This window comes from Stenotrophomonas sp. NLF4-10 (genome assembly GCF_022359915.1).
In the GTDB taxonomy this organism is placed as follows: Bacteria; Pseudomonadota; Gammaproteobacteria; order Xanthomonadales; family Xanthomonadaceae; genus Stenotrophomonas; species Stenotrophomonas daejeonensis.
On record NZ_JAKSEE010000003.1, the window covers coordinates 2,918,975 to 2,944,800 of the forward strand.

Below are 25,826 nucleotides of genomic sequence, written 5' to 3' on the forward strand. Positions count from 1 at the left end.
GCAGGAGCCGCTACCAGCGTCGCACACGGTATTCTTCTGGATGTCGGCGTTACCCTTGGTCCTCGCCACGAAGTCGAGGGATGCGCCATCGCTGTAGTTGTCCACATCCGGGGTGACAGCGGTGCTGCTATCGCAAGCCTTCGGGGTGTAGTCCGGAGCCGTACGATCATCGGCCCAGTTGGCCACGGCCGCACTCATGTGGGCCTTGGCTTCGGCCAGGCAGGCGCCATTGGCCGAACGCTGGGTGTAATTACGGTACTGCGGCAGCGCGATGGCGGCCAGGATGGCGATGATCGCAACCACGATCATCAGTTCGATCAGGGTAAAGCCCTGCTGCATCTTCTTCATGAGTACATCCCCTAGAGGTCTGGATTGTAGGTACGGATGGGCCGTCGCCCAGCCGGTACGGGTATGCGAAGCAGGTTGCGTGCCAAATGCCAGCCCCCTGCCAACTCCCCGGTGCGCATGATGGCAGCATCCAGCGGAAAGAAAAGCCCCTTGTGCCAATTCTGGGACGAATCCACCAAGGTGACGCATTGCGTCACCTTGCGACACCCGCCGTCCCCGACGACAGACCTGTCTTGACCAAGGGCGAATTTCAACCGGCTGTCGGTCGAACAAGCTGGCATCCACCCAAGTCCAGCGACCAAGTCACCCTGCATGCAAGAGTCTGAACGTGACGCCCTGCACGCTTGCCAATCGGCAGGGTGCCGGATACGAGCGGACCAGCTAACATGCGGGAATCGTCCGGCCCGGGGAGTGGCCGGCTGGGGAGAAGATCGATGTCCGTTACCCGTAGCGCAATGAAAAAAGAGCCGGTGTCCCGCAGCACCAGCCAAATGCAGCCGTTTGTCTGGGAAGGCACCGACAAGCGCGGTGCAAAGATGAAGGGCGAGCAGGACGCCCGCAATGCCAACCTGCTGCGTGCGGAACTGCGCAAGCAGGGCATCACCCCCACGGTGGTCAAGCCCAAACCCAAGCCGTTGTTCGGCGCGTCGGGCAAGCCCATCAAGCCCAAGGACATCGCCTTCTTCAGCCGCCAGATGGCGACGATGATGAAGTCCGGTGTGCCCATCGTGACCGCGCTGGAGATCATCGGCAGCGGCCACAAGAACCCGCGCATGGCCAAGATGATCGGGCAGATACGCGCCGATCTGGAAGGCGGCTCTTCGCTGAACGAAGCCATCAGCAAGCATCCTGTGCAGTTCGACGAGCTGTACCGCAACCTGGTGAGGGCTGGTGAAGGTGCCGGTGTGCTGGAAACAGTGCTGGAGACCATTGCCAACTACCAGGAAAACCTGGAGTCGTTGAAAGGCAAGATCAAGAAAGCCCTGTTCTACCCGACCATGACCATTGCGGTAGCACTGCTGGTCAGTGCCATCTTGTTGGTGTTCGTGGTGCCCCAGTTCGAAGAAGTATTCAGCAGCTTCGGTGCCGACCTGCCGGTGTTCACGAAGATGATCGTGGCCGCTTCGCGCTTCATGGTGGGCTGGTGGTGGCTGATCCTGCTGATCGTCGTGGGCTCGATCACGGCCTTCATTTTTGCCTACAAGCGCTCGCCCAGGATGCAGCACGGCATGGACCGCCTGATCCTGAGGGTGCCGGTGATCGGCCAGATCATGCACAACAGCGCCATCGCCCGTTTCTCGCGCACCACGGCGGTGACCTTCCGTGCCGGCGTACCGCTGGTGGAGGCCCTGGGCATCGTATCCGGCGCCACCGGCAACAAGGTCTATGAAGAAGCCGTGCTGCACATGCGCGACGACGTGTCGGTGGGTTACCCCATGAACATGGCGATGAAGCAGGTGAACGTTTTCCCGCACATGGTCATCCAGATGACCGCCATCGGCGAGGAAGCCGGTGCGTTGGACACCATGCTGTTCAAGGTGGCCGAATACTTCGAGCAGGAAGTGAACAATGCGGTGGACGCACTGAGCAGCCTGATCGAGCCGATGATCATGGTGTTCATCGGCGTGGTCGTCGGCGGCATGGTCGTCGGCATGTACCTGCCCATCTTCAAGCTCGCCTCCGTTGTCGGATAACTGATACATGGCATTTCTCGACCAGAACCCCGGCCTGGGCTACCCCCTTGCTGCCGGGCTGGGGCTGCTGGTCGGCAGCTTCCTCAACGTGGTGATCCTGCGCCTGCCCCGGCGCATGGAGTGGCAGTGGAAGCGCGACGCGCGCGAGATCCTGGAAGAGCCGGACCTCTACGAGCCGCCGCCGCCGGGCATCGTGGTGGAGCCGTCGCATTGCCCCCACTGCAAGCACAAGCTGGGCTGGTACGAGAACATCCCGCTGTTCAGCTGGCTGCTCCAGCGTGGCAAGTGCCGCCATTGCCAGGCGCCCATCTCCATCCAGTACCCGCTGGTGGAACTGCTGACCTCGTTGATGGTGCTGGCCTGCGTATGGCAGTTCGGCTTTGGCTGGCAGGGCTTCGGTGCCATCGTGCTGACCTGCTTCCTGATCGCCCTGTCCGGCATCGACCTGCGCACGCAGTTGTTGCCCGACCAGTTGACCCTGCCGCTGATGTGGCTGGGGCTGGTCGGCAGCATGGACAACCTCTACATGCCGGCCAAGCCGGCATTGCTGGGCGCGGCGGTGGGTTACCTGTCGCTGTGGACGGTGTGGTGGCTGTTCAAGCAGATCACCGGCAAGGAAGGCATGGGCCACGGCGACTTCAAGCTGCTGGCCGCGCTGGGCGCGTGGTGCGGGTTGAAAGGCATCCTGCCGATCATCCTGCTGTCCTCGCTGGTGGGCGCCATCATCGGCTCGATCTGGCTGTATTCGCGTGGCCGCGACCGCGCCACGCCAATCCCGTTCGGCCCCTATCTCGCCATCGCCGGCTGGCTGGTGTTCATGTGGGGTGACCAGATGATTGCCGGCTACAGGCAACTGGCAGGCTTCTGACGCAGGTGCGGGGCTTGCCCCGCACGTGGCATTACCGGGAAAGCCCCAATGCGGGGCAAGCCCCGCATCTACGCCGGCATCCATGGTATTCGGCATGAGCACCTTCATCATCGGCCTCACCGGAGGCATTGCCTCGGGCAAAAGTGAAGTCACCCGACGCTTCGAGGCGCTGGGCATCGTCGTGGCCGATGCGGACGTGGCCGCACGCGAAGTGGTTGCCCCCGGCAGCCCCGCGCTGAAGCAGATTGCCGAGCGTTTCGGTGCGGACATGCTGCAGGCCGATGGCACGCTCCATCGCGCACGGCTGCGCGAGCACGTATTCGCGGATGCGCAGGAGCGCAAGGCGCTGGAGGCCATCACCCATCCCGCCATCCGCGCATGGGTGAGGGATGCCTGCGAATCTGCGAGCAGCCCCTATGCCATCGCCGCAATTCCATTGCTGACGGAAGCCGGTGGCCGCGCAGCCTACCCATGGCTGCGACGAGTGCTGGTGATCGATGCCCCGCAGGCGGTACAGCATGCCCGGCTGCTGCGCCGCGACAGCATTGAGGAAACCTTGGCCATTCGGATGATCGAGGCGCAGGCCAGCCGCGAGCAGCGGCTGGCGCTGGCCGATGATGTGATCGTCAACGACGGGCATCCGGAGCAGTTGCAGCCGCAGGTGGAGGCGTTGGATCGTCTATACCGGCTATTGGCTGCGGACGAGGCCGCGGACCCGGGCCCCCTCCACACGAAGCCGTAGGTGGGGGGCTTGCCCCCCACGCCATGCACACCGCCCAATGCAGCGGGCCAAGGCCCGCTCTACGAAAGACGGGGTCAAACGGCCGGGGCAAATGTCAGCGTCGCCACCACGCCGCACTCCTCGCCCGGGTGGATACCGACCTGCCAGCCGTATAGCGTGCACAGCCTGCTGACGATGGACAGGCCGATGCCGCCCCCCTGCGAATGCCCTGCATGGGTGCCACGGTAACCGCGCTGGAACAGGCTGGCCGCATCCTTCTCGCTCAGGCCGGGGCCCGTATCGACCACTTCCACCGCATTGTCGAGCACGCGTACCCGCACCTGCCCTTCCTGCGTGTACTTGACCGCATTGCCGATCAGGTTGCCGAGCGCCACCGACAATGCCGCCTCCGGCGCGTCCACGACCAGTTCGCGACCGCCTTCCAGCATCAGCTCCAGTGGCTTGCCGCCAAGCTGTGCACGGTGGGCCTCCAGCAGTTGCTCGGCCACCTTCGCCACGTTGCTGCTGCCCTGCCCGCGCTCGTTGCGCGAAAGCAGCAGCAACGAGCCGATCAGGTCGCTGCATTGCTGCTCTGCTCTCTGGATGCGCTGCAGGCGTTGCTGCATCTTGTCGTCCAGCCCGGGGCGGGCCAGCAACAGTTCGGTGGCACCACGGATCACCGCCAGCGGCGTGCGCAGTTCGTGGCTGACGTCGGCATTGAACTCGCGGTCGCGCTGCACCACTTCGGTCAGGCGTGCCGAGTAGTCATCGAGTGCTTCGGCCAACTGGCCGACTTCGTCGTCGGGGAAACGCGGTGCCAAAGGTTCAGGGTGCGTCGTACCGCCACGATATGCACGCAGACGTGCAGCCAAATCTGACACCGGACGCATCACCCGTGAGGCCGACCACCAGCCCAGCACCCACGACAACAGGCTGAATACGATCACCGACAGGAACAGCGCGCGCTTGAGCTGTTCTTCACCCCGCATCGCCTGACTCATGTCATAGGCGATAAAGAACCACACTTGGGGAGTCTTCCTGACGCCCAGTTTGAAGGTAAACGGCTTGCCGTCCTCGCCAATGTCGGTAACGGTATGAATACCGTCCGGCATCGCGTACCACTCCGGCTTGTTGATCCGCAGGCTCTCGAACTTGTCCGGCAGATAGTAATACCCCTTGACCTGCTCGATCGGTGCGCCCGGAGCGACCTGCCCGTCACTTTGTGCGAAGCGCCGCCACGATTCGTCCAGGTTGCGATTCATCACATCCTCGACCAACTGGTTTTCCACACGCATGCGTGCCCAGTTGGTGGCGAACGCAAACAGCGTCGTCAGGCAGAAGCCCAGCAACACGAACGAGACGATGATGCGGCTACGCAGGCGGCGGCGGTAGCGCCCTTGCTTGCGGACAACCACAGGCGACACACGTTCAGGCATCGGGTGCGGCGATCCGGTAGCCGATGCCGTGGCGGGTCTGGATCATCGGTGCGTTGAACGGCTTGTCCACCACCGCGCGCAGGCCGTGGATGTGCACGCGCAGGGAATCCGAGTCGGGCAGCTCTTCGCCCCAGACGCGGGTTTCCAGCTCCTGCCGGGTGACCACCGCCGGCGAGGCTTCCATCAGCGCCTGCAGGATCTTCAACGCGGTGGGGTTGAGTTGCAGCAGCTTGCCCTGGCGGCGTACTTCCAACGTGTCCAGGTTGTATTCCAGGTCGCCGGTTTCCAGCACGCGGGTGTGGCCGCCCTTGCCGCGCCGCGACAGCGCATTGAGCCGCACCTCCACTTCCTGCAGGGCAAAGGGCTTGATCAGGTAGTCGTCGGCGCCGGAGTCGAAGCCGGCCAGCTTGTTTTCCAGCGAATCGCGTGCGGTCAGCATCAGTACCGGCGTCTGCTTGCGCGCATCGTTGCGCAGCTTGCGGCAGACCTCGATGCCGTCCATGCCGGGCAGGTTGAGGTCGAGCACGATGGCGTCGAAATCATGCACCACGGCCAGGTGCAGGCCGGTCACGCCGTCTGCGGCGAAGTCCACCGTATGCCCGCGGTCTTCGAGGTAGTCGCCCAGGTTGGCCGCGATATCGCTGTTGTCTTCGATTACGAGAATGCGCACGTTGGCCTCTGTTGTCCTTGCCGGGGGAATCGTATGCGTCGGGCAGGCGATGCCGGCGCATCGCTGCCGCGTACTCTGACGGGTATCAAGGCGCAAAGTTCACTTTGCGCCTTGTGGTTTTCTACTGCACCTCGTCACACCTGCGCGTGAACCCAACCGCAACATCAGGGCGTATTCGCCTTCGATGGCAATGTCTGCAAGCTCCGCAGCGCATCGGTACTGTTTTCCCGCGCCCGCCTGCGCTCTGCCACCGTGATGCAGACGCGCTGCGGCATGTTGCTGCCCACCACTCGTTCGCGCTTGCAGATCAAGCGGCTGTCCTCTCGTGCCTGGGTGAGCACGGTATTCACCAATTCCTGGTCGTTGAACACCGCCACCTTGTCTGCTTCGGACAAATTGGCCCGCTCGCCATTGATGAGTTTTGCGTCGATGCGCGCCAATGCGGCAAGTACGCGGGCTTGGTCCTCTGCCTTGATTTCGCTGTAGACATCGCCTTTTTGAAGATCATCGACGATGTGCTGTCGCTGCTCGGTGTAGGGAGCGCCTTCCTGCAATGGCTTGTGCTTCGTCGCGGGCGCAGCCATCACCGATATCGCCGGCGTTGCCAAAAATGCAACAACAAACAGCGCGCGATGCATTTCCTTCATCTCCAATTTCCTTGATTGCCATTGATTAGGACAAGCTGCCGACTTTAACGGCCCGGTTTTACCGCAACAAGTGACAAAACGAGGCCCCGGCGGGTCCCGCCGGGGCCTGAAGATTCCCGATCACCGGACCCGCCGAGGAGAGCGAGGGTACAGTGCGTCCAGCCTATGCGCCGCGGAATTAAAGTGTCGTTAAAAAGATGGGAGTAAAGCGCAAGTCCGGCCTCAGCGCCTCAGGCCTGCGACGTAGTCGATCATCCGCCCGGCGACGTCGCCGCCGGAAACGGCCTCGATACCCTCCAGCCCGGGCGTCGAATTCACTTCCAGCACCAGCGGGCCGCGCGCCGAGCGGATCATGTCCACGCCGGCGATGCCCAGCCCCAGAGCCTTGGCCGAGCGCACCGCCACCTGCTGCTCGGCCCTGCTGCATACCACCGGCTCGGCGCTGCCGCCGGCGTGCAGGTTGGAGCGGAAGTCCCCTTCCGGCGCCTGCCGGCGCATGGTCGCCACCACCTGGTCGCCCACCACCAGGCAGCGCAGGTCGGCACCCTGCGCTTCGGCGATGAATTCCTGCACGAGGAAATTGGCGTACAGGCCACGCAGCGCCTCCACCGTGCCGCGCGATGCACTGAGCTTTTCGGTCAGGATCACGCCCCTGCCCTGGGTGCCTTCGCTGAGCTTCACCACGTGCGGCGGAGGACCGAGCATGGACAGCAGGTCGTCGGTGTCGTCGGGATTGTCGCCGAACACGGTCACCGGCATGTCGATGCCCTTGGCCGCTAGCACCTGGTGCGCGCGCAGCTTGTCGCGCGCGCGCAGGATCGCATCGGAAGGGTTGGGCGTGCGTGCGCCCATCATTTCGAACTGACGCAGCACCGCGGTGCCGTAGCGGGTGATGGAGGCGCCGATGCGCGGGATCACCGCGTCCACCCCGGTCAGCGGCCTGCCCTTGTAGTGCATGGCGAAGCCGTCCGGCGCGATGCGCATGTAGCAGCGCAGCGGGTCGAGCACGCGCACCACGTGCCCACGCGCGCGCGCCGCCTCGATCAGGCGGCGGGTGGAATAGAGCTTGCTGTTGCGGGAGAGGATTGCGAGCTTCATCGCAGGCGTGCCGGGCAGGAAGCGCGGCAGCATACGCAGCGGTTGCGTATCTGGAGCGGGTGAAGGGAATCGAATCTAACACCTAAGCGGTTGAGTTAGAACGATTTTACAAGTCCCCGCGCGTAGGGTGGACTACCGAGTGGACTAGTGTAAACCACCTGCCGAAAACCGGACAAGGTTGACGTTCCAGTGCGGGCCAACCACGGCCACCGACAGCCAGTTCGACACGGCTCCGGCAACACCTGCCGATGAGCGCCGGCTTCATGCACCGAAGCCCCTCGCAGAAGCGCCGCAGAGAGGCGCTACTTGTTCCACATCTACCCTCGGTGCAATTCCCATTCGATCTATCAGCAGACCGGAAAAGTCTGCTCACCTAAATTTACATCGGTTCCCAGCTACCGCTCAAGACAACGGGATCGCGTAGCGGAACCCGATAGACCGACAAGAGAACAGCACATGCGCAACGGGTCTTGCCAAGGCTCACTGCCGACATGACCCTCGCGTGCATGACAGTAGTGTGACTGGCGGCCTGTCTTCTTCTTTGACGGTCGGCGCCGACATCTACGCCTAGCCCCCCTTCGCTGGCGCGGCCGCCAGCAGTTCACATGCTACGCCTAGAAGGGCCGATTCATAACGCCTCTCGGCAGGTAGTTGAACATCTTCCGGTGCCGCGGTCCGTGCTCCGCGACACAGGTTCAAGTTAGTAGCGCCCAAGCCCACGACTGGGCGCAGAGGAGTCTTCGATGGGTTAGCGGGTTAGCACCGGCAAGGAGGAGCGACATGCAAAGGAGTTCGTTTTCAGCCGTGTACTACCGGCCCATCGAAGCCGCTATCCGATGGGCAGGGCTGTTTCGGTTCAGAGAGGAGATCCTGGCAAACGTACGATCACGCAAGCTGCCAGCGACACTGGATTGCCCTCGCTGCAGCGAGCTGCGCCTATACACCGATCGCATCTATGACGCGATCTTTCATGGCGAACTGCCGTACGGCCGAAGTGGCATCACGATGAGCGACGAATCTCTTTGGGATTCGCCCGATCTCACCATCCGTCATGTCGACCTCAAGCGCTGGATACTTCACACCTATCCCGATCAACGACCCGCCTTCCTTTTCTCGCGTGCCGAGCGAATCGCCCACCCGGTCATCACCGTCGAGGCCGGCCAAGCTCTTCTGGTGGAGCGCGAAGCGTTGAAATCTCAACTGGATCTGTGTCGCCACCAGTTGCAGGCGCTACAGGAACAGCAGAAGAAGCAGGACGCTCCCATCGCGGCCTGCACGCTTTGCCCGCTCAGCGACCGGGCCGAGTCCACTTACCTGCACGTCATCGGCGCGATGCTCGACGTGATGCTCGGACGCACTCCATCTGGCGCCCCGTACTCTCGCTTCACGAGCCAGGAGGCTGTGATCAGCGCGCTGATTGCACATCACGGGAGCCTGATGGGCATCACCGAACGGACACTGCAGACCAAGTTCGCCCAGGCGCGCAGGAAGCTGCGAGCGGACAACTGATAGAAATGCAACCCCGTATCTGCGGTCACGGAAACCGCATTTGCGGTGTCCATTTCCGCCAAGGTCTATTCAATACGAGTCACCCTAACAAGCGCTCCTGAGCGCTAAGGAGTGACTCCCATGTCGGAGGAAAACCCCCTTCCGCTCCCTGCGGTCGAGCACCGCATCCTGCGCCGCGATGAAGTCGAAGCCAAGACCGGCTTCAAGCGCGCGCACATCTACTCTTTGATGCGATCTGGCAAGTTCCCGCAGGCCATCCGTCTCGGGATTCGCGCGGTCGGCTGGGACTCGCTCGAAGTCGAGCAGTGGATCGCCGAACGCCGCAACCAGCGCGTCTAGCCCCGTCCTTCATCCACACGACGAGGAGCCAGACGATGTTGGTCATCTCCATAATTTCCACCAAAGGTGGTGTAGGCAAGACCACGACCGCGGCGAACCTCGGCGGGTTCGCCGCAGACGCGGGCCTGCGCGTCCTGCTGATCGACCTGGATGTGCAACCCACGCTATCGAGCTACTACCCGCTCGCGCATCGCGCGGCCAGCGGGATCTACGAACTGCTCGCGTTCAACGAACAGAACCTGGAACAGCTGGTCTCCCGTACCTGCATCGACGGGCTCGACGTGGTGCTCTCCAACGACGACAAGGGGCAGTTGAACACGCTGCTGCTGCACGCACCCGATGGACGCTTACGCCTGCGGCATCTGCTTCCTGCATTCCAGGCGAGTTACGACCTGGTGTTGCTCGACACGCAAGGCGCACGCAGCGCGCTGCTGGAGATGGCGGTGCTCGCCTCCGGCCTCGCGCTATCGCCCGTGACCCCGGAAATCCTCGCGGCCCGCGAGCTGCGGCGCGGCACCATGCAGTTGCTGGAGGACATCGCGCCGTACCGGCACCTCGGGATCGAACCGCCGCCGCTGCGCCTGCTCATCAACCGCGTCCATCCCGTGTCCGCCAACGCGCGGCTGATCCAGCAGGCGCTGCGCGACCTGTTCCAGGATCACGCGGGCATCCGCGTGCTGGCCACCGACGTGCCTGCCATCGAAGCCTACCCGCGCGCCGCGACGCACGGCCTGCCGGTGCATCGGGTCGAGTACCGCCAGCCACCGGGCAGAGTCGCGCCCGCCGCGCTCGACACCATGCGTGGCCTTGCCGACGAATTGTTCCCGCAGTGGCAGGACAGATTCGCCAGGGTGTCCGGTCGCCCGCCGCGTCCTCTTGTTGCCGGGAGGCCCCATGGCGAACGCACATGACTTGGCCCGCGGCCACAAGCGGCTGCGTGCCCTGATCGAGTTCGCCGTGGGCGAAGGCTGGCACGTCAAGCGCACACCGGGCGGACACCTCAAGTTCACCAAACCGGGTTGCGCCGCGATCTACACCAGCTCGACGGCCAGCGACCATCGGGCGGCTCTCAACGCGCGTGCGCAGATCCGCCGCGCCGAACGCAAGGCGCAGGTGTCCAGCGCCCACAGGGGCGGCCATGGCTGAGATGACTTCCCAGGACATGGCCAGCAAGCTGCTTGCTGCCGGATTCGAGCGCAGCAGCCCGTCGGCCTCGACCTTGAGCGACCCGATCGCCGACACGCCCATGGTCGTGACACTGGACCAGTTGCGACCCTACGACCACGACCCGCGCAAGAAGCGCAATCCGGCCTACGAGGAAATCAAGGCCTCCATCCGCGGGCGCGGCCTGGACGCGGCGCCGGCCATTACCCGGCGCCCCGGTGAAGGTCACTACATTATCCGCAACGGCGGCAACACGCGGCTGGCGATCCTGCGTGAACTCTGGTCGGAGACCAAGGATGAACGGTACTTCCGCATATCGTGCCTGTTCCGCCCGTGGCCCGCGCGCGGAGAGATCGTCGCGCTGACCGGGCATCTCGCCGAGAACGAACTGCGTGGCGGTCTGACCTTCATCGAGCGCGCCCTCGGCGTCGAGAAGGCGCGGGAGTTCTACGAGCTGGAGAGCGGAGCTACCCTGAGCCAGTCCGAGCTGGCCCGCCGCCTGGGGGCCGACGGCTATCCGGTGCAGCAGTCGCACATCAGCCGTATGGCCGATGCGGTGCGCTACCTGCTGCCCGCGATTCCAACCGTGCTCTATGGCGGGCTCGGTCGCCACCAGGTCGAACGCCTGTCGGTCATGCGCAAGGCGTGCATGCTCACATGGGAGCGCTACGCAAAAGGCCCCTCCTTGGCACAGGACTTCGACGATTTCTTCCAGGAAGTGCTGTCGCAGTTCGACGCCCAAGGAGACGAGTTTTCATCGCAGCGGGTGCAGGATGAATTGATCGGCCAGATGTCCGAACTGTTGGGCATCGACTACGATGTGCTGGCGCTGGATCTCACCGAATCCGAGAGCCGCCACCGCGCCCTGGCCAGCGACCCGACGCCGCCATCGGCACCGCCCGTACTGCCTGAGCCCGGAACCGTCGCCCGCCCGCCAGTCCCACCAACGCCATCCACCACCACGCCGGCACCCGCGCCCCCGGCGCGTGAGCGCGAGGACGATTCGGTCCCAGGCAATCCGTCCGCAGGAGGCCCCGTGACCGTGGCTGGCGATCGGCTTCAGGAGCACATCGTCTCGCCAGCGCCGACGACCGAGCGACTGCAGTCCATCCAGCGCATGGTTGCCGATCAGTTGGGCGATGCGCTGCCTCCCGATTTCTCTGCCAACGTATTGCAGTCCATCCCGGTACAGGCCGGCGGGCTCTATCCCATCTCCGATGTCTGGTACATCGACCCTGGCCTGGACACGCCCGATCGCCTGCGCATCCACATCGCTCAGTTCGCGCGCGAGATCGCGGGCGAAGCGGATCTTGCCGAGTGCATTGAGGATCGCCCTGACAGCATCGGCTTCGCTTGCCTTGTCCGCACTCCAGTCCCGTCTCCGCTGGGCCGCGCCGTGCTCGCGCTGCTGGCCTGCCTGGCCGGTCAGCAGCCAGCAGACGTCGGTTTGGACAGCGGGCAAGTCGTCATCGACCTGCCGACGCTGCTGCACGGCCAAGGCGATGCAGTCCGCCGATTGAGCGACACCGCGCTGGTGAAGCTGTTCCGGCTGTTGCGGCTGGCCCGGCGCTTGCTGGAATTGGAGGCCGGGGCCGTGGGTTCCGGGGCGTGAGCGAGGGAGGCCGGCATGCCCACATCACACCCGCTCAACCAGGCCGTCATCGCCCAGGCGCTCTATGACCTGCGCAATGGGCAATTGCGCCGCTGCAAGCTGATGGGGTTCGGCGAGGAAGAATTGGATGCGCTCAAGCATCCCGCGCTGATCAGCGTGCTGGCCAACGCCAGCGTCTCCTGGTGCTCCGTGACGGTCAACCGCGAAGTGCTCCGGCGGTTGCTCAAGCAGGCGCAGGACGTGGAGAAAGAGATCGCGACGGTCGATCGCATGTTGCGCCTCGGCGCCAGTACGGAAATGGTGAGCCGCTTCTACGGCCTGACCCATCAGGAAGTCGCCCTCCGGCGCGAAATCCTCGGCCTGCCCAAGCGCAAGGGGCGTCACCCCGTGCTGGACGAGAAGCAAGACACGGAGCTGTGGCGGCAATGGAAGGCGGTGACCCGCAGCAGGAACGTCGATCTGGAGGACGAAACCTCGATTCTCGACGCAACCATGGATCTGGCGGAAGGCATGTCGCTGCCGCTGTCGGTGGTCTGGGCCGCGATCAAGAGCTGGGTCGACCAGGGATTGGGTTAGGCGATGACCGTGGACGGGACAGCGCCACGCGCAATACGCCAAGGCCCCGTTGCGCTTGCCGATCTGTTGGAGGGCGCCCTGAAGGAACTCACGCCCGACCCCGGCGTGACCGCGCCTGCGCCGGGCGACGGCTTTCTGTTCAGCGGCAACCGGCACGAGACCGTGCCGCGGCGCCTGTTCCTCGATCGTCGGCTGACGCCGCTGGAGCGCAATGCCTGGCAGGTATTCCGGCTGCTGCTCAACGACGACGGCGTGACCGCGTTCCCCACCTATGAGCAGTTGCGCCCTTGGCTGGCGTCGATGCCCTGCGCGGGACAGGCCTCCCACGAGACCGTGGCACGGGCGCTAACGCTGCTGCGCCTCACCCGATGGTTGAGCCTCGTGCGGCGGCGGCGCGACCCCAAGACCGGCCGCATCCTCGGCAACCTCTACGTCCTGCACGACGAGCCCTTGACGCCGTTCGAGTCCATGCAGCTCGACGCCGACTACCTGGCGCTGGTCAGCCAGTCCCTGAGCCATTCGGCCAAGGCCGTCCAGATGGTGGGTCTGAACACCCTCCAGGAGATCGCAGAAGACCCGCTGCTGTCCGGCCGTACGTTGCCGTCGCGGCTGCAGGTGCTGGCCGAGCGCCTGGCTCGACAGGGCATCACAGCCTCCGAAAGTTATGCACAAGACGCCACCGCTCACGATTCCGAAGAAGGGGACGCGAGCCTTCTTCGGAATACCGAACGCCCCTCTTCGGATTCCGAAGCAGGGCTGAAACCCGCGCCGGACGGCTCTCTTCGGAATCCGAAGAACGACAGTACTGTACGTAGTAGTCGTATCAATGAAGTACGTACTACGGCGCGGGCGCACGCGCTGGGCGATCTGCAATGGCCCAAACGCTTCGCGGAACTGAAAGCGGAACAGCAGGCAGGCGTCAGGATGGCGCTGCAGCAGGTCGACGAGCCCATGCGCCAGGCCGTCCTCGACGAATGGGAGGCCCGCTGCAGGGGCAGTTCAATCCGCAACCCGGCAGGCTACCTGTTCGGGATCGTTCAGCGCGCCATCCGCGGCGAGTTCAATGCGTGGGCTGGTCAAGCCAAGCCAGCCGAACCTCCCGCTCCAGTCCAACCACCGGAGCCGCGTAACGTCGTGTCGCCGGAGGTGGCACGGCAACATATCGAACGGCTGCGTGGACTGTTGGGCAAGAGCTGATTCCGGGCAAGCAGACGTCCGTGGCCTTCCATGGAGCTATCCCCTGGGGATAGTTCTCGCGGCCCCGGAGTGTGGCCTACACCTCGGACTCGTCCTGCCAGTACATATAGTTGAACAAGGCGTCCAACTCGGTCAGGTTCGCCAGTCCCAGTTCCCTCTGCACGGATCGAGCCTGGTGGCAGTATCGCTCGTAGAGTTCGCCATCGACGTTCCCCTTCGTCGGGTGCTGGGGATAGCCATCGAACCCGGCCACCGCGAGGCCCGTCACCGCGTTCTGGTTCATTACGGCGTACCGCTTGTTGTCCAGCGCATGCAGGATCTCGGTCAGCAGGTTGATGCCCGCCCCCGTGATGTTCTCGAAGTGGGCGTGCAGGACCCCGAAGGCCTCGGCGGGCGCCAGGCGGGGCCGAGCCGCAATATCCGCGACCGCTGCGAGGAATCGGCCTGGCTCTCTGGCGACGCGGGTCTTGGCGCGATGCAGCCCGCCCGAGTGGAACAGGTCGATTAGTGCTTCGTATCGCGGCAGGAAGTTCCGAGCACCACCTTTTACGGGTGTCGCGAGGGATTGAATCTGGCGTCTGGCCTGCTGCAGGTTCGCCTTGCGCAACACTTGTTGGGCGGCAAATCCATCGCGCGTGTCGTCGCGCTTCATTTCGGCCAGCTTGTCGGCCAGCACTGCCAGGTCCTGCACATCATCGCGGCTGACGCGATCAGCCCGCCTCTTCGCCATTTTGCGCCAGGCATCGTGGATGGCGAACTCTGCCGCATAGTCTTCGATGCGCTTCCTGGTCGCCAGGACAATCGACCTCTCGGCGATGAGCGCATCGAAGTGCGCATGGACTTCCGAGAATAGCGTGGTGTCCTGACCGTCGATCAATACCGACGCCTCGTGGTTGTCGCAGAGTCCGCCGGCGGTCAGATTGGCGGAACCCACGATCACCGTGCATCGCTTTGGCGTCCGAGCCGCATAAATCTTGGGGTGGAATGTCGCGTCGTCGTTGCTCAGGTAGAGCTGCATCGCGTACCGCTTCGACAGGTCGAACAGCTTGCGCAGCAGTCCCGGCTCGGTGAGATGAAAGCTCAGCCCGATCGCGAAGCGGGCCGTCATGCCGCGATTGAGCGCCTGTTCCAACGGCGCAAGCAGCTCGGGCAGCGCCGAGCCCTTGGCGAACGCCACCATGCACTCGAAGTGGTGGGCACGCCGGAGCAGGTTCACCACGGCATCGCCATGCGTTCGCTGCTCGCCATTCAAGACCAGTCGGACACTTTCCCCCATCGTCTCCTCACCCCGTGGATCGATTGTCGGCAACAGCGTGCCATCGTAGCGGGTTGGGTTGCAGCGTTCGATGGACGTCCCTGGAGCTATCCCCTGGGGATAGTTCGTGCTGTGCGCACGGAACCTGGGTTTCGGCTATTTCGGTTTGTTGACTGACTGCCTTCCGGTTCCTGCCGAAGCTCGCAGCTCCTTGTCCAACAGCGAGCGGCCGCCATGGCAACCAATGAACCTCTGCAACTGAATCTCGGCTCCTTGCGCAGCGCCATGTCGCTGACGCTGCACACCCACCACGCTTCCCGCATCTGGCACGGCCGCGCCGCGGCGGAGGGGCGACCCGGCATCGTCGGCCTCAATGGCTACATCGCCCAGATGAACAAGATGAAGCGTGGCTCGGAGCAGGACGATCCGTACAGCGACTGGTGGATGCTGCGCATCGAGGAAAAGCTCGACCAGACCCGAGCCACACTGCAATCGCTGCGCGAGCAGGTTGACCAAGCCTTGGCCGGAGTGCCCGCGGCGTTGAGCCTGGGCGAGAACCTCAATGTCCAGCCCGTCAAGCTGCCCCTCTTCGTCAACGCGCAGCTCGGCTTTGCCGCCGTCTACCTGCTGGCCGACTACGACGACATCGCCCGCAAGCTGATCCTCGCCCACCACACGGCGCTCATCGACCGCAGCACCTTGGAACGCTGGCTCAATGAGGGCGCGCATGCGCTGCGCAGCCTGTTCTCGCTGGCTCAGCAGTACCGCTACTCGGGCACGACGCGCGACGACTTCGCGGCGAAGAATGCCGCAGCGCGGGCGGCGCTGGATAAGTTCGGCGAACTGCCGCAGGACGTGCTGGAAGGCACGCGCCGCTCGAAGTTCGCGCCGCCCATCGTGCGCCGTGGCCTGCAGCAGCGCGGTGGCAGCCCTGCCGCAGCCGCTTCCCCGGACGACGAGGCCGCCACTGTCGAGGAGGCATCCGACACCAGCGCCGGTGAGGACGTGCAGGCATGAGCGACCCGAACCGCGATACCCGCTACTTCCAGGGCTTGCAACAGTCGGCCTTCATGAAGCTGGAACATGCCGCCTCTCTAAAAGGCCTTTTGAAGCCTTTTAAGGGTAAAGGGGATCTTGAGGCCTGGGCCAGCCAGTGCTTCGCCATGCGCGACGAGTTGATCGCCCGGGCGCAGCGACAGGTGCTGCAACAGGCATGCGGACATCCCTTCCACCTGCTGCCCGTCGAGCTGGCCCAGCAGGCTACTGGCGCGGGAACGACGTTCCTCCGATGGCGCAGGCACGACCGCTCGGCCATGGGCGTGGCTCTGTGGCGGGAACTGATCGCCAGCACCAGCACGCCGGTCAACCTGCTGACCGACCTGCACGCGATCGAACTTCAGCGCATCACGCTGAACATGCAGATCAGCCTGTTGCACACCTTGGGCAGGCAGGCGCAGGAATGCGCCAGCAAGGCCGCCGAGGCGGAAGACGCCTACCTGCGCCGGATGACGGCGATTACCGGCCGCTGCCCGCCTGAACGGAAGTCGTCAGCATGATGCCGCCCTCTGCGTGCCGTTGGCTGGATCAAAGCCATGCCGGGGACTGCCTGGCCCTTCTGGAGCGCATGCGCGTGGATGGCGTGCAGGCGCGAACCTGCGTCACCAGTCCACCGTACTTCGGATTGCGCAGCTATCTCCCACCGAACCATCCAGACAAGCACCTGGAGATCGGTGCTTGCGGCACGCCCGAGCAGTACATCGAGCGTTTGGTTCGGGTGTTCCGGGCGGTGCGCGGCGTATTGGCCGATGACGGCACGCTGTGGATCGTGATCGGCGACAGTTACGCCGCGCATCGCACCTACCAGGCCGCGAGCACCAAGGGCGGAGCCAAGCACGGTGCGGCCCAGGCCGCCGTCGGCGCGATCCGGCCTGCGGGCGACATCAAGGCCAAGGACATGTTGGGCATCCCGTGGATGCTGGCGTTCGCTTTGCGGCGCGACGGCTGGTACCTGCGCCAAGATCTGATCTGGCACAAGCCAAACGCCATGCCCGAGAGCGTGATCGACCGCTGCACGCGCTCGCACGAGCACATCCTTCTGCTTTCCAAGCGCCCGCGCTACTACTTCGACCAGGCCGCCATCCGCGAGCCTTCGGCCGATCCGCGGGGGCCGGGTAACCTGCGATCCGTGCGCCAGCCACCCGGCGAGCGCGTCACCAGCCCCAACGCCAACCTGCGGGGCAGCCTCCACAAGATCGGCGTGCGCGCCATGCGCAACAAGCGCGACGTCTGGACAGTGGCCACCCGGCCGTTCAGGGGCAGCCACTTCGCGGTGTTTCCCGATCGCCTGATCGTTCCCTGCATTCAGGCTGGCTCCCGCGTGGGCGACACGGTGCTGGATCCCTTCATCGGCAGCGGCACCACTGGCGCCGTCGCCCTGCGACTTCAGCGGCACTTCATCGGCTGCGAACTCGTCCGGTCGTTCATCGACCAGCAACGCCTGCACTGACGCCCGTTGGCGCCGGTTTTTACCCACCCTGACGGAGATTGCAACATGAGCACGCATTTTTCGGGCGAAGGCAACATCGGCTCGCCCCCGGAGTACCGGGAGTTCCCCAACGGCAACGACGAACCCAGCCGCCTTCTGCGCTTGAACGTCTATTTCGACAACCCCGTTCCCAAGAAGGACGGCACCTTCGAGGATCGCGGCGGCTTCTGGGCACCGGTGGAAATCTGGCACCGCGACGCCGAGCACTGGAAGGATCTCTACCAGAAGGGCATGCGCGTGCTGGTCATCGGCCGCATGGAGCGCGACCCCTGGGAGGACAAGGACGAGAAGCCGCGCGAGACCTGGCAGATCAACGCGCGCAGCGTGGGCATTCTGCCGTACCGCATCGAGTCCGTAACGCTCAGCCCCAAGCCGTCGAACGCGGAGCCTCCGCAGGACGAGTAGCCTCCGTGTGGAGCAGCGGCGCGGCCGGGCCGCTGCTTCTTCTTCCCGTCGAGCTATCCCCAGGGGATAGCTCCATCAACATCCATCAAATTCCACGCGCTCCCGCGAATCGCGGCTCCCGGCTCGCACACCTCCGGCCACGCGCCTTCCACGCACAAGCCATTCCATCCCGTGAAAGCGGTCGCCACCGCATGCGGCTTGTTTGCTGCCGCACCTAGCGGTGCTCGGCAATCTCGACCCCGGCAATTCCATGAACCACGGAAATCGGATGGACGGACATGCGGCTGTTCTTGTGCGAGAAGCCATCCCAAGGCAAGGACATCGGACGCATCCTCGGCGCCAACCAGCGCGGTGAAGGCTACCTCGACGGCTCCGGCGTCACCGTCACGTGGTGCATCGGCCATCTCGTAGAAGCGGCAGCACCCGAGGTCTATGACGCGGCGCTCAAGCGTTGGTCGTTGGAGCAGTTGCCCATCATCCCTCAGCATTGGCGGGTCGAGGTCAAACCGAAGACCGCCACGCAATTCAAGGTCGTCAAGGCGCTGCTGGCGAGGGCGACCCACCTCGTCATTGCAACCGACGCAGACCGCGAGGGCGAACTGATCGCCCGCGAGATCATCGAACTCTGCGGCTACAGCGGCCCCATCGAACGCTTGTGGCTGTCGGCGCTCAACGATGCATCCATCCGCGCGGCACTCGACAAGCTGCGGCCCTCTGCCGACACGCTGCCGATGTACCACTCGGCGCTGGCGCGCTCGCGGGCCGACTGGCTCGTGGGCATGAACCTCAGCCGGTTGTTCACGATGCTCGGGCGGCAGGCCGGCTACGACGGCGTGCTGTCAGTCGGCCGCGTCCAGACCCCGGCGCTGAAACTGGTCGTGGATCGCGACCGCGAGATCGCGGCCTTCGTGTCCGTACCGTACTGGGCCATCGACGTGTCCCTGTCCGCAGGCGGCCAGGGTTTCACCGCGCAGTGGGTCGCGCCCGATGCCTGCACCGACGACGCTGGCCGCTGCCTGCAGCAGCCCGTCGCACAGCAGGCTGTGCAGCAGATTCGCGCCGCCGGCAGCGCCCTGGTGGTCACGGTCGAGACAGAACGCATACGAGAAGGCCCGCCGCTGCTGTTCGACCTGGGCACCTTGCAGGAGGTGTGTTCCAAGCAAATCGGCCTGGACGTGCAGGAGACGCTGGAGATTGCCCAGGCCCTGTACGAAACCCACAAGGCCACGACGTACCCGCGTTCGGATTCCGGCTATCTGCCAGAAAGCATGTTTGCTGAAGTCCCCACCGTCCTCGACAGTCTGCTCAAGACGGATCCCTCACTGCGTCCGATCATGGATCAGCTCGACCGTACCCAACGCTCACGCGCATGGAACGACAGCAAGGTGACTGCCCACCACGGCATCATCCCGACGCTCGAACCGTCGAATCTCTCGGCCATGAGCGAGCGGGAACTGGCGGTGTACCGGCTCATCCGGGCGCATTATCTGGCGCAGTTCCTCCCTCACCACGAATTCGACCGCACCGTGGCGAACCTCTCCTGCGGCCAGCAGGCGCTGGTGGCCACCGGCAAGCTGGTCGTCATCAAGGGCTGGCGCCTGGTGCTGGCCGAGCCACAAGCGGATGAGGACGGCGACGGCGCGGCGCGCAGCCAGGTGCTGCCCGCGCTGCGCGAGGGCCTGACGTGCCAGGTGACCGAAGCCGAGATAAAGGCGCTCAAGACGATGCCGCCCAACCCCTACACGCAGGGCGAACTGGTCAAATCGATGAAGGGCGTTGCGCGCTTCGTGACCGACCCGCGCCTGAAGCAGAAGCTGAAGGACACGACGGGCATCGGCACCGAGGCGACGCGGGCCAACATCATCAGCGGGCTGATCGCCCGCGGCTACCTCGTGAAGAATGGACGCTCCATTCGCGCATCGGATGCGGCGTTCACGCTGATCGACGCCGTGCCCGCGGCGATTGCCGACCCCGGCACTACCGCCATCTGGGAACAGGCGCTCGACATGATCGAAGCCGGACAGCTCACGCTGGACGAGTTCATCGGCAAACAGGCCGCATGGATTTCGCAGTTGATCGCGCAGTACGGCAGCGCGTCCCTGTCCATCAAGGTTCCCCAAGGGCCTGCCTGCCCGCAGTGCGGCGCACCCACGCGCCAGCGCAGCGGCAAGAGCGGCTCGTTTCTTTCGTGCAGCCGGTATCCCGACTGCAAAGGCACGCTGCCGGTCGAATCCGGCACGTCCAAGCGCGGCACCTCGCGCGCCCCACGCCGTAGCAGCAGCGGCCGAAAAGGCTCCTGACCGATCCCGTTCCCCGTGAGCCGCGCCCGCCATCGGCGGCGTGGCCCGTGTCCCGCACGCCCCGCGGGACGCCCAGCACGCAACGCCTTCCTGATCCGTGTGCGCGTCCCACCCGGCCGTCCCCGGCCACGGGGCCTGAAGGTAGCTTCTCCGCGAACCGCGCGTTCCGCTGATCTGCGCTTTTTCCGCCCACTGCGAAGGGTCTCCCGGTGGCTTGCCTGACTATGCGAGCCACCGAGAGACCCTTCGTGGTCAGCGGTAATCGGTGCCGGTGCCCGCCGGCGCAAAAACGGGCTCCCTTTGTGCGCGGATGTGCGCCAGACGATGCCGGCCCCAGCCACGACATGGGCCGGGTGTGATTGCTGACAGCAGACGGTTCCAGCGACGACCGGGCCTGCGGATCAGCCCACGGGTGGTTCCTCTTTCTTCCCAAGCCGAAGGCCGCAGAGCCTTCGGCGCCTTTCTCCTGCCCACCAACGTCCCGGCCCGCCCACAGCCCTGGGCCACACGAACAGGAGACCCGATATGAACCCCCAACCTTGCAACCAACCTCACGGTAGGCCGCGCAACGCGCCGTTGCTGTACGGCAGCGTGTGCAGCGGCATCGAGGCCGTGAGCCTCGCTTGGCAACCACTCGGCCTCCAAGCCACATGGTTCGCAGAGATCGAACCGTTCCCGAGCGCCGTGCTCGCCCACCACTACCCCCGCGTGCCCAACCTGGGCGACATGACCGCGATTGCCCGCCAGGTGCGCACCGGCACCGTGCCGGCACCCGACATCCTGGTCGGCGGCACGCCCTGCCAGTCGTTCAGCGTGGCCGGTGCGCGCGGGGGCTGGATGACCCGCGCGGCGCCTTGACCCTTGCCTATGTGGAGCTTGCAAATGCCATCGACCAAACCCGCCGTCAAGACCGCCGCCCGTCGGCAACCATCGTCTGGGAAAACGTCCCGGGCGTCCTCAACGACCGCAGCAATGCCTTCGGGCATTTCCTGGGCGCACTGGCCGGAGAAAGCCGTGCGCTCCAACCACCAGGGGAAAAATGGACGCACGCAGGTTGTGTGTCTGGCCCCCAGCGCTGCATCGCCTGGCGCGTGCTCGACGCTCAATATTTCGGTGTCGCCCAGCGTCGCCGTCGCGTGTTTCTTGTGGCAAGTGGTCGAGACGACCTCGATCCCGCCGAAGTACTTTTTGAGCGCGGTGGCCTGCACGGGGATTCTTCGCCGGGCTTCTCGCCGTGGCAAGACGCTGCCGCCACTGCTGGATCTCGCCCTGCGGGGGCAGGCGGCTATGCAGGGCTGAACCAAGCCTACGGCGAGGTGACCATCACATTCGGCTTCGGCGGCGGCAACACCGCCGGGCCGATCGACGTCGCCGCCTGCCTGACCGCAGCGCCCGGTGCCAAGAACGACTTCGAGGTCGAAACCTTCCTCGCGCAGTCGGTTGCCGGCCGCATCAGCCACACGCTCGGCACTGCCAACGGAGGCAAGGGCTGTAGTGAGGATGGAACCGGTCGCGGCATTCCGATCATCGCCTTCACCTCCCAGGACTATGGGGCCGATGCGGCGACGGGACTGGCGCCCACCTTGCGCGCGGGCGGGCACCGCAGCAGCCATGCGAACGCCGGCGTGGTGCCGGCGATCGCGTTCGCACAGAACTCGCGCGGCGAACTGCGCTGGGAATCCGGTCATGGCCAGTTGTCCGGTGCGCTATCGACCGGCGGCGGCAAGCCCGGCCAAGGGCGGCCGATGGTGCTGAGCCTGGCTCTGCGCGGCCGTGCCGACGGCGTTGCGGCCGAGCTGGGCGGCGACATCTCTCCCGCACTGCGCGCCAGCGACGGCGGCGCGGATAAGAGCCATGTGCTGGCACCCGACTACGAGGCGCATTTCCGGTACGACTGGAATGACCCCGACCCAGGAGACTGGTCGCAATGGCGGGTGCGGCGGCTGATGCCCGTGGAATGCGAGCGGCTGCAAGGTATGCCCGACTACTACACACTGATCCCGTACCGCGGCAAACCTGCCGCCGACGCTCCGCGCTACAAGGCCATCGGCAACTCCATGGCCGTCCCGTGCATGGCGTGGCTGGGCCACCGACTGGTGCAGTGCCTGCACAAGGTGGACTCGACCACTTCGGATTGATGCACGACACCCAGCATGGCTGACGCCATCCTCATCCCTGCATAGCCGAAGCATCGGCGACTGCCAGCAGCCACGGTCTTCCAGGCTGCGCCGCGGATTCCCCGCGTCGACCTCCTTGTCCGCATCGCATCGTGCCGCGGACACGCGCCCGCCCCGGGCGTCGGTGCTGCATCTCCAACGGGCCAACCAGCCCATTCCCCGCAAGAACGGCCATTGCCACCCAGCGCGTCGTCGTGGCGGGCATCGGCGTGTGCCGCCTTTTCCCCGCGCCTCACCGGCGCACAACCTCATCCAAGGAACCATGCCATGACCACCATCCGTCTTCAGACGAATCAGAACCGCCTGATCGCCACCTTGCGTCATGCGTTCACCCAGGCCTCGATGCTGGGCGAGCTGTTGCAGAACGCCCGGCGTGCGAAGGCTTGCCACATCCACATCACCGCCGAAGGTGACACGCTCACCGTCAGCGACGACGGCGGGGGCATCGCCGACCTTCAGACCCTCATCTGCATCGCCGAATCTGGCTGGGACGAGAAACTGAAGGCTCGGGAGAATCCCTTTGGCATCGGCGTGCTCTCCACGCTGTATTTCGCGCGCAGCCTGCGCGTGCATTCTCTGGACAAGGCCTTCCGCGCCTCGACCGCTGCGATCATCAGCGGCGAAGAGGTGGAAGTCATTCCCGCATCGGCGCGCGTCGGGACCGAGATCCGTCTGTGCGGCGTGCAGTCGCCGCAGACCGGACAGAGCCTGGCCGAATGGGTCGGGCGCGAGCTGGCCCGGCTGTGCGAAGCCTTTCCCGTCCCTGTGTCGTTCAACGGTGCCAAGGTCGACCGCCCGCTGATGAATTCCGTCCTGCAGTGGCGGCAGACCGCCATGGGTCAGGTGTTGCTCGATCTGTCCGCACCGCGCACGCAGTGGCGTACCTTCCTCCAGGGCCTACCGATCGGCCGAGTGCCGACCTACGGGAGGCACCAGGTCGTGCTGCTGCCCGACGACACGCTCGCCAAGCTTCCCGACCGGCAACACCTGCTGAACGAGACGGAAGACCACAAGCGCATCCAGTCCGCGATCGACCTGGCCTACCGCGAGGCGCTGATCGAAGCCAAGGCACGCTTGGCCGCCAGCGAGTTCGTCGAGCACTACGCGCAGAGCTGCCTCGATTCGTCCAACGCCGACCTGCTCAACGACGTGCCCTTTGTCCCCCGGGCTTGGTTCCGCGACTGGGCGAATGAGCCTGCCGGCTTCCGCCGCTACTGGGAAGGCTACTCGGCCGAGGGCCTGGTCGCCCGCGAAGTGCTCGAAGAACTCGGCGTCTGGCAGATTGAGACCGACGAGAACGACGAGCCCACCGTCGAGGTGTATCTCGAAGCGGCGAAGGCCTTTCTGCTGAACGAACATGGGCTGGACGCCGGACACTGGCTCAAAGCCCTGGCGCGGACGGTCACGCCGAAGCAGATCCAAGTCCGTTCGGGCACGACGCTGCATCGCGACAGCAATCCATGGCTGGCCGACTACGCGGTCGAACTGGAACTGGTCGAGTTCCTGCACGTGGGGGTCGAGGGCCAGCCGGAGCACGCGGTGCAAGCCGTGCGCAAAGGCGAAACGCTCTACCTGACGCCCGATGGAGGCGGATGCACCGAGCTGGTCTCGAACTACATCTTCGATGATCGTTACAACGAGGATCGCGAGGATGAAGATGCCAGGATTGTCCAGACCTTCATCGCTGTGGGCTGTTCGGACGCGCCCAATCGTGTGCTCGATGCCTTGCTGCCGAGCTTCCTGCGCCACACGGCGCAGCCCAAGCTCGCTGGCGCCACCGTATGCCTGAGCTTTGATGACGAAGGCAAGCTCGCCAGCGTGCAGTGATCATCCCTTCAGCTCCCTTCGGGGAGCTTTTTTTTCGGCTGTGGCAATCCGGCCGCGATGAACCCCGATTGCCGGATGACGCACGTGGGCGCAAGGCAGATGCTCCCTCGCATGCGTCGCTGCTGTCGCAGCACCATGCCCGCAGCCAGGGTGTCGAGGCTGCCGTGGGTTCAACCCACGCCACCCACCAGTTCGCCCCAGCATCGCACCGACGAACGCTGCCCACCGGGGCATCGATGCCTCTTTTCTCCAACCCACGGGATGGTCGCCACGTCCCGTCAGGTGCGTGTCGCCACCCGGTCGTCTTCAGGACTTCCCATGGAAACCATCACCCAACAAGACCGCATCACGCTGAAGAATCTCAAGGTGGCCGACTTCGCCAGCGAGGAAACCTTGTGCTTCTCCGCCACCGTCGTGTTCGACGGCACACCAATCGCCGAGGCCCGCAACGACGGCCATGGCGGCTCGACGTTCATCCGCGCGCTCGATGGCAAGGCTGCGCTGCTGGCCCAGGCCGAAGCATTCGCCAAGGACTTGCCGCCTGCGCCACTCGACCTCGGCCACGAGGATGAAGCTCCCCATCTCATCGACATCACGCTCGACTTCCTGGTCGACGAGCTGGCCGATGCCATGCACGCGGAGCGCAAGGTGCGAGCCGCGTTCAACCGCGACATCGGCAGCAAGGTGCTTTTCGTCAAGGACGGCAAACTGCTGTTCATCAAGGGCATCAAGCTCAAGGCCATCGCCGACCGCAAGGCGTACTTCGCTTCGCTGCGCGCCCGGCAAACCCAGCCCATCATCATTCTCGCCGAGTTGGCCCCGGACGAGGCATTCGCGCTGTGGAAGCAGCATGTCTTGGGCAACAAGCCCGGCTGATCCCGCGTCACCGCACCCTCCTGCCAGCCCCGCATCCGATGCGGGGCTTTCTTTTTTCCTGCGCCCATCAATCGGGGCTGGGCCGGATGCCGATTTCCAACTGACGCGGCGCTAGGCACGCACGAAGCTGCCCGCATGTGTCGCTGATCCGTCAGCACCATGCCAGCAGCCAGGGTTCCAGGCTGCCGCGGGTTTCCCCCGCGCCACCCGCCAGTCCGCCATCGCATCAAGTCTGCGGACGCGCGTCCCCGTGACGCCGATGCTTTTTTTCAACCGCACGCGGGAGATGCCATCCCGTCAGGGACAAGGTTCCGCTTCTCCGAGGAGCCCAGCCATGTCCCAGCAAGCCTCCTTCGGCCACTTGGCCCTGATCTACGCAGGCAAGTTCCTGCCGCTCGAAGTGTTGCACAGCGCCGCCGGCCACTACATCGGCACGCGCGACGCCGAAGTCCCCGTCTCGCGGGAGTCCTGCGAGTACTTCCGAAGTGCGACCACAGCCCAACGCGCCCTCGAAAGAGGCGGCTGGACGCAGTTGCCCACCCCCTGATCCCGCTACTTAGGA

Annotated in this window: 23 protein-coding genes and 2 pseudogenes; 19 read left to right on the plus strand and 6 right to left on the minus strand. The window is 64.9% G+C overall.

Annotation, left to right across the window (positions count from 1 at the left end; genetic code table 11):
• Positions 1-240: 240 nt before the first annotated feature.
• A pseudogene (locus tag MIC98_RS13755) lies at positions 241-348 on the minus strand (prepilin-type N-terminal cleavage/methylation domain-containing protein); the annotation flags it as partial.
• A 434-nt stretch (positions 349-782) separates the two neighbouring features.
• On the opposite strand from MIC98_RS13755, the gene MIC98_RS13760 reads away from it, so the two are divergent.
• The 3 genes from MIC98_RS13760 to coaE all read left to right on the plus strand — a co-directional run bounded on the left by MIC98_RS13760 (position 783) and on the right by coaE (position 3,652).
• A complete protein-coding gene (locus tag MIC98_RS13760) occupies positions 783-2,042 on the plus strand; it encodes a type II secretion system F family protein (protein WP_239738186.1) in 1,260 nt (419 codons plus the stop codon).
• 7 nt (positions 2,043-2,049) lie between these two features.
• Positions 2,050-2,910 carry an A24 family peptidase gene (locus MIC98_RS13765; protein WP_239737521.1) on the plus strand — a complete coding sequence of 287 codons (861 nt, stop codon included), beginning with the start codon at positions 2,050-2,052 and terminating at the stop codon, positions 2,908-2,910.
• A 94-nt stretch (positions 2,911-3,004) separates the two neighbouring features.
• Positions 3,005-3,652 carry a dephospho-CoA kinase gene (gene coaE / locus MIC98_RS13770; RefSeq protein ID WP_239737522.1) on the plus strand — a complete coding sequence of 216 codons (648 nt, stop codon included), beginning with the start codon at positions 3,005-3,007 and terminating at the stop codon, positions 3,650-3,652.
• A gap of 74 nt (positions 3,653-3,726) precedes the next feature.
• Here coaE and MIC98_RS13775 read toward each other — a convergent pair whose 3' ends face one another.
• The 4 genes from MIC98_RS13775 to rimK all read right to left on the minus strand — a co-directional run bounded on the left by MIC98_RS13775 (position 3,727) and on the right by rimK (position 7,482).
• Positions 3,727-5,067 (minus strand): HAMP domain-containing sensor histidine kinase, encoded by a 1,341-nt coding sequence (locus MIC98_RS13775; protein ID WP_239737523.1) that lies wholly within the window; start codon positions 5,065-5,067, stop codon positions 3,727-3,729.
• Positions 5,060-5,737 (minus strand): response regulator transcription factor, encoded by a 678-nt coding sequence (locus tag MIC98_RS13780; RefSeq protein ID WP_057639909.1) that lies wholly within the window; start codon positions 5,735-5,737, stop codon positions 5,060-5,062. Before MIC98_RS13780 ends, MIC98_RS13775 begins: the two co-directional genes overlap by 8 nt.
• A 164-nt stretch (positions 5,738-5,901) precedes the next feature.
• Positions 5,902-6,384 carry a hypothetical protein gene (locus tag MIC98_RS13785; RefSeq protein ID WP_239737524.1) on the minus strand — a complete coding sequence of 161 codons (483 nt, stop codon included), beginning with the start codon at positions 6,382-6,384 and terminating at the stop codon, positions 5,902-5,904.
• A 222-nt stretch (positions 6,385-6,606) separates the two neighbouring features.
• Positions 6,607-7,482 (minus strand): 30S ribosomal protein S6--L-glutamate ligase, encoded by an 876-nt coding sequence (gene rimK, locus MIC98_RS13790; RefSeq protein WP_057639957.1) that lies wholly within the window; start codon positions 7,480-7,482, stop codon positions 6,607-6,609.
• 780 nt (positions 7,483-8,262) lie between these two features.
• Between rimK and MIC98_RS13795 the strand changes: the two genes are divergently transcribed.
• From MIC98_RS13795 to MIC98_RS13825, 7 genes are all read left to right on the plus strand, one after another.
• Positions 8,263-8,991, plus strand: a complete 729-nt coding sequence (locus MIC98_RS13795; RefSeq protein WP_239737525.1) for a hypothetical protein — start codon at positions 8,263-8,265, stop codon at positions 8,989-8,991.
• Between the two features lie 120 nt (positions 8,992-9,111).
• On the plus strand, positions 9,112-9,330 hold the full coding sequence (locus tag MIC98_RS13800) for an AlpA family transcriptional regulator (RefSeq protein WP_239737526.1): 219 nt from the start codon (positions 9,112-9,114) through the stop codon (positions 9,328-9,330).
• Between the two features lie 35 nt (positions 9,331-9,365).
• Positions 9,366-10,241: a ParA family protein gene (locus MIC98_RS13805; protein ID WP_239737527.1), complete on the plus strand. Its 876-nt coding sequence runs from the start codon at positions 9,366-9,368 to the stop codon at positions 10,239-10,241.
• The gene (locus MIC98_RS13810; protein ID WP_239737528.1) at positions 10,225-10,476 is read left to right on the plus strand and encodes a type II toxin-antitoxin system HicA family toxin; all 252 of its coding nucleotides are present in this window, start codon (positions 10,225-10,227) and stop codon (positions 10,474-10,476) included. Before MIC98_RS13805 ends, MIC98_RS13810 begins: the two co-directional genes overlap by 17 nt.
• A complete protein-coding gene (locus MIC98_RS13815) occupies positions 10,469-12,106 on the plus strand; it encodes a ParB family protein (RefSeq protein ID WP_239737529.1) in 1,638 nt (545 codons plus the stop codon). The genes MIC98_RS13810 and MIC98_RS13815 overlap by 8 nt, the downstream gene beginning before the upstream one ends.
• Before the next feature lie 15 nt (positions 12,107-12,121).
• Positions 12,122-12,682: a DUF2857 domain-containing protein gene (locus MIC98_RS13820; RefSeq protein WP_239737530.1), complete on the plus strand. Its 561-nt coding sequence runs from the start codon at positions 12,122-12,124 to the stop codon at positions 12,680-12,682.
• A gap of 3 nt (positions 12,683-12,685) precedes the next feature.
• Complete coding sequence (locus MIC98_RS13825; protein ID WP_239737531.1) at positions 12,686-13,879, plus strand: STY4528 family pathogenicity island replication protein; 1,194 nt, start codon at positions 12,686-12,688, stop codon at positions 13,877-13,879.
• Between the two features lie 76 nt (positions 13,880-13,955).
• Here MIC98_RS13825 and MIC98_RS13830 read toward each other — a convergent pair whose 3' ends face one another.
• Complete coding sequence (locus MIC98_RS13830) at positions 13,956-15,131, minus strand: phospholipase D family protein (protein ID WP_239737532.1); 1,176 nt, start codon at positions 15,129-15,131, stop codon at positions 13,956-13,958.
• Positions 15,132-15,368: 237 nt separating this feature from the next.
• On the opposite strand from MIC98_RS13830, the gene MIC98_RS13835 reads away from it, so the two are divergent.
• The 9 genes and pseudogenes from MIC98_RS13835 (at position 15,369) to MIC98_RS13875 (ending at position 25,811) form a co-directional block, all read left to right on the plus strand.
• Complete coding sequence (locus tag MIC98_RS13835; protein ID WP_239737533.1) at positions 15,369-16,151, plus strand: PFL_4669 family integrating conjugative element protein; 783 nt, start codon at positions 15,369-15,371, stop codon at positions 16,149-16,151.
• Entirely contained in the window at positions 16,148-16,690 is a 543-nt protein-coding gene (locus MIC98_RS13840) for a DUF3158 family protein (RefSeq protein ID WP_239737534.1), read from the plus strand. Before MIC98_RS13835 ends, MIC98_RS13840 begins: the two co-directional genes overlap by 4 nt.
• A complete protein-coding gene (locus tag MIC98_RS13845; RefSeq protein ID WP_239737535.1) occupies positions 16,687-17,640 on the plus strand; it encodes a site-specific DNA-methyltransferase in 954 nt (317 codons plus the stop codon). Before MIC98_RS13840 ends, MIC98_RS13845 begins: the two co-directional genes overlap by 4 nt.
• Positions 17,641-17,685: 45 nt before the next feature.
• A complete protein-coding gene (locus MIC98_RS13850) occupies positions 17,686-18,084 on the plus strand; it encodes a single-stranded DNA-binding protein (protein ID WP_239737536.1) in 399 nt (132 codons plus the stop codon).
• A gap of 278 nt (positions 18,085-18,362) precedes the next feature.
• Positions 18,363-20,384: a DNA topoisomerase III gene (locus MIC98_RS13855; protein WP_239737537.1), complete on the plus strand. Its 2,022-nt coding sequence runs from the start codon at positions 18,363-18,365 to the stop codon at positions 20,382-20,384.
• Positions 20,385-20,909: 525 nt separating this feature from the next.
• Positions 20,910-22,522 (plus strand): annotated as a pseudogene (locus MIC98_RS13860) (DNA cytosine methyltransferase).
• Between the two features lie 306 nt (positions 22,523-22,828).
• The gene (locus MIC98_RS13865) at positions 22,829-24,388 is read left to right on the plus strand and encodes an ATP-binding protein (RefSeq protein ID WP_239737538.1); all 1,560 of its coding nucleotides are present in this window, start codon (positions 22,829-22,831) and stop codon (positions 24,386-24,388) included.
• A 318-nt stretch (positions 24,389-24,706) separates the two neighbouring features.
• Positions 24,707-25,264, plus strand: a complete 558-nt coding sequence (locus MIC98_RS13870; protein ID WP_239737539.1) for a hypothetical protein — start codon at positions 24,707-24,709, stop codon at positions 25,262-25,264.
• A gap of 334 nt (positions 25,265-25,598) precedes the next feature.
• Positions 25,599-25,811, plus strand: a complete 213-nt coding sequence (locus MIC98_RS13875) for a hypothetical protein (RefSeq protein ID WP_239737540.1) — start codon at positions 25,599-25,601, stop codon at positions 25,809-25,811.
• The last annotated feature ends 15 nt before the right edge of the window (positions 25,812-25,826 follow it).

Excerpts from the sequence above, each read along its gene's own strand:
- MIC98_RS13760 (WP_239738186.1), top strand. The coding sequence starts at position 783 with ATGTCCGTTACCCGTAGCGCAATGAAAAAAGAGCCGGTGTCCCGCAGC.
- MIC98_RS13765 (WP_239737521.1), top strand. The coding sequence starts at position 2,050 with ATGGCATTTCTCGACCAGAACCCCGGCCTGGGCTACCCCCTTGCTGCC.
- coaE (WP_239737522.1), top strand. The coding sequence starts at position 3,005 with ATGAGCACCTTCATCATCGGCCTCACCGGAGGCATTGCCTCGGGCAAA.
- MIC98_RS13775 (WP_239737523.1), bottom strand. The coding sequence starts at position 5,067 with ATGCCTGAACGTGTGTCGCCTGTGGTTGTCCGCAAGCAAGGGCGCTAC.
- MIC98_RS13785 (WP_239737524.1), bottom strand. The coding sequence starts at position 6,384 with ATGAAGGAAATGCATCGCGCGCTGTTTGTTGTTGCATTTTTGGCAACG.
- rimK (WP_057639957.1), bottom strand. The coding sequence starts at position 7,482 with ATGAAGCTCGCAATCCTCTCCCGCAACAGCAAGCTCTATTCCACCCGC.
- MIC98_RS13795 (WP_239737525.1), top strand. The coding sequence starts at position 8,263 with ATGCAAAGGAGTTCGTTTTCAGCCGTGTACTACCGGCCCATCGAAGCC.
- MIC98_RS13800 (WP_239737526.1), top strand. The coding sequence starts at position 9,112 with ATGTCGGAGGAAAACCCCCTTCCGCTCCCTGCGGTCGAGCACCGCATC.
- MIC98_RS13805 (WP_239737527.1), top strand. The coding sequence starts at position 9,366 with ATGTTGGTCATCTCCATAATTTCCACCAAAGGTGGTGTAGGCAAGACC.
- MIC98_RS13810 (WP_239737528.1), top strand. The coding sequence starts at position 10,225 with ATGGCGAACGCACATGACTTGGCCCGCGGCCACAAGCGGCTGCGTGCC.
- MIC98_RS13815 (WP_239737529.1), top strand. The coding sequence starts at position 10,469 with ATGGCTGAGATGACTTCCCAGGACATGGCCAGCAAGCTGCTTGCTGCC.
- MIC98_RS13820 (WP_239737530.1), top strand. The coding sequence starts at position 12,122 with ATGCCCACATCACACCCGCTCAACCAGGCCGTCATCGCCCAGGCGCTC.
- MIC98_RS13825 (WP_239737531.1), top strand. The coding sequence starts at position 12,686 with ATGACCGTGGACGGGACAGCGCCACGCGCAATACGCCAAGGCCCCGTT.
- MIC98_RS13835 (WP_239737533.1), top strand. The coding sequence starts at position 15,369 with ATGGCAACCAATGAACCTCTGCAACTGAATCTCGGCTCCTTGCGCAGC.
- MIC98_RS13840 (WP_239737534.1), top strand. The coding sequence starts at position 16,148 with ATGAGCGACCCGAACCGCGATACCCGCTACTTCCAGGGCTTGCAACAG.
- MIC98_RS13845 (WP_239737535.1), top strand. The coding sequence starts at position 16,687 with ATGATGCCGCCCTCTGCGTGCCGTTGGCTGGATCAAAGCCATGCCGGG.
- MIC98_RS13850 (WP_239737536.1), top strand. The coding sequence starts at position 17,686 with ATGAGCACGCATTTTTCGGGCGAAGGCAACATCGGCTCGCCCCCGGAG.
- MIC98_RS13855 (WP_239737537.1), top strand. The coding sequence starts at position 18,363 with ATGCGGCTGTTCTTGTGCGAGAAGCCATCCCAAGGCAAGGACATCGGA.
- MIC98_RS13865 (WP_239737538.1), top strand. The coding sequence starts at position 22,829 with ATGACCACCATCCGTCTTCAGACGAATCAGAACCGCCTGATCGCCACC.
- MIC98_RS13870 (WP_239737539.1), top strand. The coding sequence starts at position 24,707 with ATGGAAACCATCACCCAACAAGACCGCATCACGCTGAAGAATCTCAAG.
- MIC98_RS13875 (WP_239737540.1), top strand. The coding sequence starts at position 25,599 with ATGTCCCAGCAAGCCTCCTTCGGCCACTTGGCCCTGATCTACGCAGGC.